This window comes from Enterococcus sp. CSURQ0835 (assembly GCF_902706605.1).
Taxonomy (GTDB): domain Bacteria; phylum Bacillota; class Bacilli; order Lactobacillales; family Enterococcaceae; genus Enterococcus_A.
The window spans coordinates 1-12442 of sequence record NZ_CACSLH010000052.1; the positions used below are offsets into that span (position 1 = coordinate 1).

Sequence of the window (12442 nt, forward strand, 5' to 3'; positions counted from 1 at the left end):
ACCATCTAACGGATGTTTTGACATCATCGCTCTCATTCCTTTCAATAGCATTGAATTCGTTTTCAATTCTATTATAAAAGAAAAGACTGTAAACATCATCCAAAAAGGGACTTTGTCTACAGTCTGACCTTTGAGCGTTTTGCTCAAAGGTTTTTTAGCTTTAACGAATCACTGCGCCCAATTCACTTTCTAATGCTTTGGTACATTTTTTCATGGCACTATTGATCTCTTCATCTGTTAATGTCGCTTCGGGATTAACAAAGGTCAACGTGTACGCCAGTGATTTTTTACCAGCTTCGATCTTTTCACCTTGGTACACATCAAAGATCGTTACGTGTTGCAAGAACCGTTTCGCGGATTTTTTGATCGTAGCGATAATATCAGCGTTTGAGATCGTTTCATCGACTAGTAATGCGATATCGCGATTGACTGCTGGATATTTTGAAACTGGTTCAAAAACAAGTGGCGCTTGTTCAAAGGCTAAAACGGCCGCTAGATTGAATTCAGCCACAAAAGTCGCTTTGACTTCGTATTGTTGCGCGATCGTTGGGTGGATTTGCCCGACAAAACCAATCACCTCATCTGCTAAATAGATCGCTGCGGTTTGTCCTGGATGCATCGCTTGAAGTTCAGTCGTCGCTTTGAAGCTGAGCTGATCAGCTAGACCAAGACCGGCAAAGATTTCTTCTACCAGCCCTTTCACCGTGAAATAATCGACGGCTTCAGCTTGTTGCGCCCACGTTTTTGGCTGCCAGTTTCCAGTCAAAGCGATCGCAAAATGATTTTCTTCCAGCGGCAGATCTTTTTTGGGATCATGCGCTTGGTAAAAGACCCGACCGATCTCATAAAAAGCCACATCTTTATTTTTCCGTGCAACGTTATACGCTAGATCTTCTAACAAGCCGGTAATTAGATTTTGACGCAATGTCGAACGCTCTTCACTCATCGGCCAAGCAACTTGAGTCAATTTGCTCGTCTGCAAACTGAACTGCTGAGCTTTTTCTGCTGTTGTTAACGCATAACTGATGGCTTCAGTCAATCCGGCACCTTCTGCTAAGCTCCGCAATTTTCGCGTTGTTTTTTGCTCAGGCGTCAAGTAGCCTGCTACCGTTTGACCGCTTGGTAAAGTTGAAGGTAAACGGTCATAACCGTAAATACGCGCGATTTCTTCCATCAAATCAGCTTCGATCGAAATATCCCAGCGGCGCGGTGGCACGCTGACCACAAACGTCTCACCGATTTTTTCTAACGGAAAGTCTAATGCGTGAAAGATCTGTTCAATGTCTTCATCGGTCAATTGCGTCCCTAAGAAGCGATTCACATGTGCTAAAGTCGTGGTGACTTCTACCGCTTGTGGTGTCACTTCAGTCCCTTTGACAGAACCTTTTAAAACGGTTCCGCCGGCTAACTCCACGATCAGCGCGCTAGCTAGTTCACCCGCTAGACTAATCGTCGCTTGGTTGATTCCTTTTTCAAACCGCATAGAAGACTCGCTACGTAAATTATATTGTTGTGACGTTTTGCGCACATGAGTGTGATCAAAAAGCGCCATCTCTAGTGCTACTGTCGTCGTTGAATCTGTGATCTCAGAATCTAAACCGCCCATCACACCTGCTAAAGCCACCGGTATTTCTCCATTAGTCACCACGATATCGGCTGGGTTTAATTTCCGCGCTTCCCCATCTAAAGTCGTGAAATCTTCCGCGTCTTTTGCTCGGCGAACGACGATTTCTTGACTGCCTAACTTATCGTAATCAAAGGCATGAAGCGGTTGACCAAATAATAACAAAATATAGTTGGTGATATCGACGACATTACTGATGGGACGAATTCCTTCATTCATCAAACGATTTTGCAACCATTTCGGACTCGGTGCGATCTTGACGCCTTCAATTACCCGGATCTCGTAATGAGGTGCATCTTTAGCATCGGTGACGGTCACTTTGATCTTATCAGCGACTGATGTGTTCCCCTCGGTCAACTCAACGGCTGGAAAATTCACTTTTTTGCCATAGATCGCTCCGACTTCATGGGCGACCCCGCGAATGCTCAACGCATCGGCGCGGTTGGGTGTAACCGAAAGATCGATGATCGTGTCGTCCATGTCTAAATAAGGAAAAACAGCTTCTCCAGCTACTGCATCAGCTGGCAAATAGTAAATGCCATCAGCAAATTCTTTCGGTACGACTGAATCACTAAACCCGATCTCTTGTAATGAGCAGATCATGCCGTTTGAAACTTGCCCACGCATCTTGCCTTTTTTGATCTTGACGTTGCCGGCGATTCGCGAACCAGGTAAAGCTACGATTACTTTGACCCCTGCTTTGATGTTGGGTGCGCCACAAACAATTTGGGTCAATTCAGCTTCTCCGATATCCACTTGGCAAATCGACAAATGATCTGAATCTGGATGCGGTACACATTCTTTGACGTCTCCTACGACGATTTTTTTCAATCCTTCAGCCGGTACATGTGTCCCTTCGACTTCGATCCCCGTCAAAGACAAGCGATCGGCTAACGCTTTAGGTGTCACGTCTGTTAGATCGACGTATTCACTTAACCATTGATATGAAACTAACATCTCGCTTTATTCCCCCTTAAATTGTTGTAAGAAACGTTGATCGTTCAGATAGAAATTCCGGATATCATTGACTCCGTAACGCAACATCGCGACCCGGTCTGGTCCGATCCCAAATGCGAAACCTGAATACACTTCTGGGTCGATCCCAGACATTTTCAAGACATCAGGATGCACCATGCCGGCACCTAAAATCTCGATCCAGCCGGTATATTTACAAACGTTACAGCCTTTGCCGCCGCATTTAAAACAGCTGACATCCACTTCAACAGAAGGCTCAGTAAACGGGAAATAACTAGGACGCAAACGAATCTTGCGGTCAGCTCCGAATAATTCTTTTAAAACGACTTCTAATGTACCTTTTAAATCCGCCATCGTCACACCTTTATCAACGACTAAGCCTTCGATCTGATGGAATTGATGACTATGAGTCGCATCATCGGTATCACGGCGAAACACTTTTCCTGGTGAGATCATCCGCAACGCGCCTTTAGAGAAATCATGTTGTTCCATCGTCCGAGCTTGGACTGGTGACGTATGCGTCCGAATCAAAATATCATCTGAAATGTAAAAGGTATCTTGCATATCACGTGCCGGATGATCTTTAGGTAAATTCATCCGTTCAAAATTATAGTGATCGGTCTCGACTTCTTGGCCTTCCACAACTTGATAGCCCATGCCAACAAAAGTATCCTCGATTTCTTCCATCACTTGAGTCAAAACATGACGAGTGCCATGAGTCAAACGTTTTCCAGGCAATGTCACGTCGAGCGTTTCACTAGCTAAAGCTTTTTCCAAAGCAACTTTTTCTAATTCAGCTTTTCGTTGTTCGATCGCGTTCGTCAATAAATCGCGGATCTCATTTGCAAACGCACCGACTTTAGGACGTTCTTCCGCACTTAAATCTTTCATCCCTCGCAGAACTTCTGTGATGGGACCTTTTTTTCCTAGGGTCTCGACTCTAATTTGATCGACCGCGCTTAACTCATCTGCAGCGGCGATCTTAGCTAACGTCTGAGTCTTTAGGGTTTCTAATTGGTCTTGTAAACTCATCTGTTTCTTCCTTTCTTTTTGCTTTGGGTCACGAAAATGGCTGGTCGAGCGCTTAAAAAGCAACAAAAAAAGACCTCGCTTCCTATCTAAAGGAACGAGGTCTCGCGTTACCATCCTAATTCGTTGAAAATCTCCAACGCACTTACTTATTTAACGGTCCATGACCGGTCAAAATGACAAGCTCCGAAAGTGAACTTCATTTTTTGAATCCTTAGTCTGCTTTCAGTCTGCGGCAGTCATTCCCTACAAGGTTCGCCAAATTACTCTTTTTCATCAACGCTTTTTGTCGTATTCAACTATGTGTCCATCTTACAAGAAAAAAATTCTTTTAGCAACTACATTCTTGATCGGTGATCCACGTTTCGCCCCAAACATGTAATTCGGTGATCACTTGCTTTAAGGCATATCCTTTATCCGTCAAACAATAATCCATGCGTTTTTGATTTTCACAGGCGATTGAGCGGCCGACTAAACCTTCTAATTCCAATTCTTTCAAGCGCTCCGTCAACACCCGATCACTGACATTCGGGATTTTGGCTGTGAGATCAACAAAGCGTTGCGGACCATCTTCCAATAAGACATCGATGATTAGACCATTCCATTTTTTTCCTAAGATCGAAAAGGCTTTTTCAAACTTCGGACATAATGAAAACTCCGTTGTTTTTACTTGTTCCATTTGTCTCACCTCGGTTCTCCCTCAGTATACCACATTACTTACAAATGATAAGTAACTTGGATCAACTTTTGAAATTTTCTAATAGGTCTACGGTTTGCTGACCACGCAGGAAAATGAGATTCAAGGAGGTAACCGGTTTATCTTTCGCTTTTTCTAACGCTTCTTTGTACAAATACAATTGACCGCGATACCGAGCGATCAACGCGTCTTTGCGAGCAGCTGAAAATTGATCCGTTTTGAAATCATAGACTACTAAGTGATCATCATATTCCACATACCCATCAATGATCCCATGCACAAGCAGTGAATCAGCCGCCTGATACTCTTTAAAGACTTGTTGAGCCGGTAATAACATCGCAAACGGTTCCTCCCGCGACAGTCGTGTCACGTCTTTTTGCAACAGTTGGCCTAAATCCGTTGCCAAAAAGGCTAAGATGGCTTGTTGATCGATGGCTGTTGCGATTTCTGGTGTCAATGTTTTTTGGGCAACCAGTCCAGTTATAAAATCAGCTAAAAATTCAGCAGTGATCGTTTCCTCAAGCGGTAATAGTTGCATGACTAAATGCGTAGCACTCCCGATCTCAGTAGCTGAAAGTTCCGTCTGTTGTAAAAAACGCGGTGCTTCAAAGCCATCTGCGGTAAAACGATAACGTGTCTGGGTTGTCGCTTGCTCTAAGCTCAGCGGATCGGCATCCCGATTATCCGGATCGTCATAGAGACGTTTTAATTCAGAGACCGATTGATAACTAGTCGTAGTCGTCGCTTCCTTGTACGGATACATAAAGTTCAACTGTTGTTCGAACTCTTTGACATCAACAACTTGAACCTCTGGTAGCTCACTTGTTTCTAAAGTAAAAGTTGAAAGGCGTCGCTCAATTTCCTCTGGTGTGACAAAAGTCAGCTCAAATGGTGTTGGATCTTGTTGCAGCATTGGAAGTTTTACCACATCATAGTCGTTTTGTTTTAATTTTGGATGACGGAACAACGCTTGTCCGATCAAGTTCAGTGGCGTATTTTTTTCACTGTCGCGTAGCTTCACGCCCAAAACTAATTCGTTTTCTGTAGCCGCTTTGCTCCATGTTTTGACAGCTTCTGCTTGGTCGGCATAAGAACCGACTAAAAATAATTTTTGCTCTGCTCGCGTCAAGGCGACATACAACTTTCGCAATTCTTCTGACAATAATTTTTGGGCTTTGACTTTGCGAACTGCATCAAAAGCCAAAGTGGAAATGCGAACACGTTGTGGGTCTAAAAATTTGATCCCCAAACCTAATGCTTCATCAAAAACATAATTTTTCCGCAAATCCGTCACATTGAATTCTTTGCTGAGATCTAATAAAAAGACGACTGGAAATTCAAGTCCTTTACTCCCGTGGATCGTCATGACGCGTACAGCATCGGTATTTTCGGCTTTTTGGACTTCACCTAGATCTTTATCTTTTTCTTGCATCTTTTCAATAAATCGAATGAACTGATACAAACCTCGGAAACTCGTCTTTTCATAGTCTTTGCTGCGATCTACTAACGCTAATAGATTGGCATGGCGTTGCGCTCCTGCTGGCAGTCCTAAAACATAATCCAAATAGGCAGTCTCGTCATAAATCTTCCATAACAGATCAGCCAGTGCTTCTCGGCGAGCAAATTCCCGCCAAGTCGTTAAATGTTGATAAAAAGCTGTCAACTTCTCGCTTGTCTCATTGTGATTTTGCTTACAGTACGTTTGACTTGCCTGATAAAAATCTGTTTGCCGATCACTGATCCTGATCTGGGCCAATTCTTCTTCGTCTAGCCCCGCGATAGGTGAACGTAAGACTGCCACTAACGGGATATCTTGATACGGATTGTCGATGACTTGCAAAAGCGAGATGATCGTCTGTAACTCTGTTGTTTGAAAATAATTTTGCGTATCATTGATCTCGAGCGGGATATTCAACTCTTTGAACACATCTAAGATCGTTAAATTATTATTTTTCGTAGGAGCCAACAAAACGATATCTTGATAGGCGATCGGGCGCATGGTTTTTGATTTTTTATCATAGATTTCAAAACCTTGATCCACCAGTTCACGGATCTTAAGCCCTGTCAAATAAACTTCACCGGCCGTCTTATCTTCGATCCAATCGGGTGCTGGTGCATCTTTTTCATAGATCAATAATTCTGTCGCAAAATTCGAGCTAGCGGGAAAATCAAGAAAGCCATTGACCAGTTCTGCTTCTTGATCATATTCGATCTGACCGACTTGCTCGTCCATCAATTGTTTGAAAATCAAATTAGTAAAATCCAACACTTCTTTACGCGAACGGAAATTTTCAGCTAGAATGATCCGTCGACCACCCGCTTCATGGGCGAAACGATGATACTTCTCGATAAAAAGGGTCGGATCAGCTAACCGAAAACCATAAATCGATTGCTTCACATCGCCAACCATAAATAGATTCCCCGGATCAGTTCTCGTCAGCTGCTGCAAGATCGTCTCTTGCAGTTGATTCGTATCTTGGTATTCATCCACCAACACTTCTTGAAAACGCCCCCGATAATACTCGCCGGCTTCTGCAGTCTGTAAGATCTGCAAAGCAAAGTGTTCCAAATCATTGAAATCCAACAATCCTTTTTCTCGTTTTTTAGCCGTAAATTGAGTGATGAATGCTTTTTCAACGCGAACGAGTTCAGCCACCAATTCGCCAGCTGCTTGCAAATGCGCAACTTGTTGTTCTGGTGATACCGCAAACAACCCTTTTGTTTTCAAATCGGTCAAATACGTTTTGTTGAGATCCCGTTGTGCCTTCGCTTGGTTGGACACTTCTTTGATCTCAGGCGTCGCTTTTTTCCCTCGCGGACTAGGATAACGTTCAAAGTTCATTCCTTGTGCCAGTTCAAACGCTGCAGTCAACTCATCGGCAGCAACTTTTTCTTTGATTTGTTGGACCGCTTGTAATTCGGTTGCAGCTAGCTGTTTGATTTTTAACAACGTGTCATCTGCTTCAGTCAATTGGATCATTTGCTGGTAACGAGTCTCGCTATTTTCTAACGACAGTAACAGATCTGGTTTGAGAGTCGTCTGATAAAGCGGTGAATCCGTCAGTTGCGCGACCTGATAATTTTTCAGCAATGATTCAAGCCACGTAAACGGTTCAGGATTGGCGCGCGCAAATTCATATAAAGCCAAAATAAGCGTCGTTAACCCGTCATCACTGCGATCACTAGAGAAATTCTCCGTCAAACGATAAAAGACCGGATCTTCCTGACCATAAAACTGTTCCCGCAATTCGTCCCAGACATCTTCTTTTAATAGCAATGTCTCCGTCTCATCTGTTAGCATCCGATACGTCGGATCTAATTCGATCAAATAAAAGAAACGCTGGATCACTTTCGAACAAAAAGCATGCAAAGTAGAGATATTGGCTAACGGTAGCAGTGCCAGTTGTCGGGTAAAATGATTTTTCAATTCTTGATCGCTTTCTTCATTGATCGCTTCTTGCAAAGCACTTTGGATTCGTTCTTTCATCTCGGCTGCCGCAGCTTCCGTAAAGGTCACCACTAATAATTGATCAACCGATAAATGATCGCGTTTGATTTTTTCGATCACTCGTCTAACCAAGACTGCCGTTTTCCCAGAACCTGCAGAAGCAGAAACTAATAAATTGTCTCCTTGATCGTAAATCGCTTGCCACTGGTTATCTGTATAACGTTCATTCGGGGTCTTAGGCGGAATCACTGATCTATTTTTCATCGTCTGCACCCCCCGTTTCTGGTTTTGTTTCTGGTTTCATATCCGTTTGTTCTTTCATCCGTTCTAAAATCTCCGGTTTTTCCAAATTTTCTAGTCGATGGTAATTATTTTCTTTCAACATCACATCGAACTTACAAATACTGCGGAACGGACAAGTTTGACAGGCGATCCGTTCTTTGTTTTTATACGCGGGATTTAATTTCAGCTCCCCATTGATCAGATCATTACCCGCCGTTAAGATCTGCTGGCGATTATAAGTACGTAACAACTCGATTTCTTCATCCGTATAAAATTTATCTTTCGCCCGGCTCACCACTAACTGGCCTTGCTTGTCTTTTTTTAGCGGAAAAATCAGTGATGATTCTCCTTCTGCCAGACTATGATCCAATTGTTCGAAAATCGCGGGATCATTCGCAAATAATCCATCATAGCGATAAGCTTTTAAAATCTCTTCGTTGATATTCTCAGCGGATTTCAAAACAGGATTGTGAACGTGCAAATAATACGCGCCGATTGGTTTGACGCTTTTAGTTTGCCCAAAGTCACGCAACGCGACATCGAGGTACGTGATCAGCTGCAAAGCCAAACCGTAATACGCGTCGACTAAATCAAAACTGCGGCTGCTGGATTTATAATCGATGACACTCAAATAGTCAGACTCAGGTCCCCGCAATGTATCTAGCCGGTCGATCTTCCCACGGATCGCTAGTTCGCCACCATTATTCAAGTGCAAATCGATCCCAGGAATTCCTTTTTCTCCTGCGATCGAACCGAAAATGACTTCTGTCGCATACGGCTTCAGATCAGTGCGTAGATTTTGCTGGACTAAGCCCCAGCTGACTTTGCGGATCGTTTCAGAAAGTTGGTAGCGGATATAATTCATTCGGGCTGATTCGCTTAAGATCCGATAGCGCTTCTCACCAAAAATCTGTTGTAACAATTGATCCGCTAATTGTGTCCGCTGGTTTTCGGTCAATTGCAGCAAATCTAATCCTTGTTCGTGGATCAATTTGAAAAAGCGATCCAGTGCTTCATGATAAAATTCACCCGCATCAGCAAGCGTTAAGCCATAAACGGTTCGTTCTTTCAGCCCTAAGCCAAAATTAGCAAAATACTTGTACTGACAATTATAAAAATTTTCGATCCGCGAAACAGAAACGTGTAGATTTTTACCATACATTTTCTCAGCTGTTTCAGGTAATAACGCTTGCGGAACATTCAAGGCTGTCAAACTTGCAAAAACTCGTTTAGCTAAAGTTGAGAGCGAACTTTTTTTGATCAGCTGCCCTAAGCTCAACCAATCAGCTGGCAATGGCTGATGTGCATCTTGGGCCAAACGTTGCAAACAGTTCAAATCCGTCAAAAGCGTTCGCCAACTCCCCAAGTAAGTTCGTACTTCAGTCGTTAGATTCAAACTCCCCTGCTGCTGGACCGGAATCGCCAATCCTTTACTCAAGCGGGTCAAAAAGTTCGAGATCTCCAATCGCTTTTCTCCGTCCAAGCTTGCGGCATACGTCAAATACAATTTATCTGTCGCCGACAAAAAAACGGTATAAGCTAAATACGGTTCGTCATTGACTCGGCTGCTGTTAGCGGCAGGCAAAAATTTTCCCGTCGGTAACACAGCATTTAATTGTTCCCGTTCTTCTGGTGAGAGTAATCCTTGATCTTCAAAACGAGCAGGAAACGTTTTACTGTTCAAGCCTAATGCAAAAGTGACTTTCGATTGGCCAATCCGTGCAAGTTCCAAATCATTGATGTTGACTTGGTCGATCGCAGTTGGGATCTTACCATAATCTAAATTTTGGAGCCCCGCTAAAAAGATCGCTTGAAAATCTAGCCAAGAAAACTCTTCCTCACCATAAATCAAGACATATTCATCTAACAACGCGACGAATGCTTGCCATGTTTGCTCGTGGTTGCGGGCTTTTTCCAATTCACCGCGTGCCACTTCTTGATCACGCCAAAAGAGCAACTGCCGTTTCACTCCGACTTGTTCTAAAAAGTGATAAAAGATTCCGGCAGCTTGTTGACCGTTGTGAGCTGCTTTGATTTTTTCAAAAAACGCCGGTAAGCACTGCTGGACTGCTAAACGAACAGTATTGGCTGCTGTTTCTTGTACTTGAGCTAACGCTTTTGCTTGCTTGCTGGCTTTTTCATCCACAAATTGCCACGGCTCCGCCTTTGTCCAACGACTGCCTTTAAAATTGTAAGCTAAACACGCATTTTCACACTGATCGATCTGTGTTCGAAAGACTTGCTGTTTGCTTTGCCAATTATCAGCTTGCCAATCAAATGGGACGAATAATTCTGTTCGCAACAAACGGAAAACATCATTGATGCGGTAATGATACGTGTCAACGGCAAACAACGCTTCTAAAAATTCGATCAGTGGATGATTGACCATCACTTGATTTTGATCTAAGTAGATCGGAATCTCCAGTTGAGCAAATAGCGGCACCAAAGTTCCCTCATAACGTTCAAGATCGCGAATCAAAACTTGGATCTCCCGGTAACGATAGCCTTGTTGTACTAACTTACGAATCTCATTGCCCACTTGCCTGACCTCATCAGCTAAGCTTGGCGCTTGCCAGATTTGGACTGCTTCACTTTTTAAAGATGCGACCTTTTCACCTTGCCAAAAATGTCCCAGCTGATTGAAGACAGATTTTTTTTCAGCTGCTTTCAAATCAAATTTGACTGGCACTTGCTGCAAGTCAGCTAATCGTTTTAGTTGCTGATATGTTTTCTGTCCTTGATAAAAAAGACTCATCTCTTGGATTTGCGGCCGATCTAAAGTGAGTGACACGACCAACTCGCTGCAAGTCATCAATTGTTGGAGCACTTGGAGCTCGCGAGCTGTAAATTCAGCAAAACCGCTGACGATGAATAAATCATCTGCCAATTCATGACAACTCAAATAGTCAGCCAAAAGTTGCAACGGATCATCATTTTGAACGTGATAGGCTAATAGATTTTCTTCATAGCTTTGATAGATCAACTGCAAGTCATGCAACTTCAAAGCTTGATCATTTTTTTCATCTTGAACGAGTTGAAAATCTTCCACCGTTAAATTCCCCAGCTTCATCTCTTGGTAAAAACGATTCAACTGCTCGATAAATCCGGTTTTATTGATCTCGCCACGAAACAGCGTCAGCTCTGTTTTTTTTTCCTGCAAGACTTTTCGAAAAATCATCGCGCTTCCTGCATCTGACAATGTGTTTCCCGGAATCTTGCCATCTTTTTGCAAAAAGAACCACGCTAAGCGATCAAAACTGAAGACTTGACTTTGGATCGTGCTAAAAATTTTTTCCTTTTGCTGATTCAACGTGCTTAACAAGAGCAACTCTTGTTCAAATTTATTGTAGTTCGGGACTAAAAAGAAGACCCGCCGCTGCGGATTTTCAGCTGTCCAGCTTTGAGCTAATTGGATCATTTTTTCTTGGCTGTCATTTTGACCCGCACCGATCAGAAATTGTAACGGCATGTTCTCCCTCATTTCTATTTCAAGTTGTTCCTATTATAACAAAAAAGAAGACAAAACAAACAGTTGTTCTGCCTTCTTTTACGATTCACTTCTTAATCGATCGTTCCAAAGCGATCTAGCGGCCATAAAACGAATTTAACATCGCCACTGATATTTTTTTCTTTGATCATTCCGATCATGCGACTATCTTTTGAGATCCGTCGGTTATCACCTAACACGAACAACTCGCCTTTGGGAACTTTTGCTTTACCGGTGACTTCTTTTAACGTAAACTCATTGGTCAAAGGTAAGCCATCTGTCAATTCATTTTTATATTGATTCAAATAAGGTTCCGCATATTTTTTTCCATTGATGTAAAGCGTATCATCTTTGTATTCGACCGTGTCACCAGGTAGCCCGATCACTCGCTTGATGTACGTTTGACCTGGTTCATCAGGCGCTGGGAATGTCACGATATCAAACCGTTTGATCTCACTATTTTTCAATGCGATCGTCCGCTCACCATCCGCTAATGTAGGGTCCATCGAGTCTCCTTTTACATTGACGGGGGTAAACACGAACACCCGCAAGCCGATCAAAATAGCAGCTAAAATCACGAAATATAAAACAGTCTTGAGTGTTTCTTTCGATTTCATTTTCGTTCCTCCAATAATTTAACTAGCCATAGTTTACCACAAAATCAATCGAAACACGTTGCGAATGGACTTCAACTAAACGCTTTTTTACACTTTTTAACCTCTCAAAACCTTACCCGATCTGCTGGCTACAAAAAAAGACTAGCACAAAGCTAGTCGCAGACTGTAGACAAAGTCCCTTTTTGGATGATGTTTACAGTCTTTTCTTTTATAATAGAATTGAAAACGAATTCAATGCTATTGAAAGGAATGAGAGCGATGATGTCAAAACATCCGTTAGATG

The 12442-nt window shown here is 42.8% G+C and carries 6 protein-coding genes; all 6 read right to left on the minus strand.

The window, feature by feature from the left end:
* Positions 1-160: 160 nt before the first annotated feature.
* Positions 161-2581, minus strand: a complete 2421-nt coding sequence (pheT, locus tag GVJ38_RS13690; protein ID WP_159723762.1) for a phenylalanine--tRNA ligase subunit beta — start codon at positions 2579-2581, stop codon at positions 161-163.
* A gap of 6 nt (positions 2582-2587) precedes the next feature.
* Complete coding sequence (pheS, locus tag GVJ38_RS13695; RefSeq protein WP_159723763.1) at positions 2588-3631, minus strand: phenylalanine--tRNA ligase subunit alpha; 1044 nt, start codon at positions 3629-3631, stop codon at positions 2588-2590.
* Between the two features lie 328 nt (positions 3632-3959).
* A complete protein-coding gene (locus GVJ38_RS13700; RefSeq protein WP_159723764.1) occupies positions 3960-4307 on the minus strand; it encodes a winged helix-turn-helix transcriptional regulator in 348 nt (115 codons plus the stop codon).
* A 61-nt stretch (positions 4308-4368) separates the two neighbouring features.
* The gene (gene addA / locus GVJ38_RS13705) at positions 4369-8037 is read right to left on the minus strand and encodes a helicase-exonuclease AddAB subunit AddA (protein ID WP_159723765.1); all 3669 of its coding nucleotides are present in this window, start codon (positions 8035-8037) and stop codon (positions 4369-4371) included.
* Positions 8027-11524: a PD-(D/E)XK nuclease family protein gene (locus GVJ38_RS13710; RefSeq protein WP_159723766.1), complete on the minus strand. Its 3498-nt coding sequence runs from the start codon at positions 11522-11524 to the stop codon at positions 8027-8029. Before GVJ38_RS13710 ends, addA begins: the two co-directional genes overlap by 11 nt.
* Before the next feature lie 92 nt (positions 11525-11616).
* The gene (gene lepB / locus GVJ38_RS13715) at positions 11617-12159 is read right to left on the minus strand and encodes a signal peptidase I (RefSeq protein ID WP_159723767.1); all 543 of its coding nucleotides are present in this window, start codon (positions 12157-12159) and stop codon (positions 11617-11619) included.
* Positions 12160-12442: the final 283 nt, after the last annotated feature.

Coding starts and splice junctions, on each gene's coding strand:
- pheT (WP_159723762.1), bottom strand. CDS start 2,581: ATGTTAGTTTCATATCAATGGTTAAGTGAATACGTCGATCTAACAGAC.
- pheS (WP_159723763.1), bottom strand. CDS start 3,631: ATGAGTTTACAAGACCAATTAGAAACCCTAAAGACTCAGACGTTAGCT.
- GVJ38_RS13700 (WP_159723764.1), bottom strand. CDS start 4,307: ATGGAACAAGTAAAAACAACGGAGTTTTCATTATGTCCGAAGTTTGAA.
- addA (WP_159723765.1), bottom strand. CDS start 8,037: ATGAAAAATAGATCAGTGATTCCGCCTAAGACCCCGAATGAACGTTAT.
- GVJ38_RS13710 (WP_159723766.1), bottom strand. CDS start 11,524: ATGCCGTTACAATTTCTGATCGGTGCGGGTCAAAATGACAGCCAAGAA.
- lepB (WP_159723767.1), bottom strand. CDS start 12,159: ATGAAATCGAAAGAAACACTCAAGACTGTTTTATATTTCGTGATTTTA.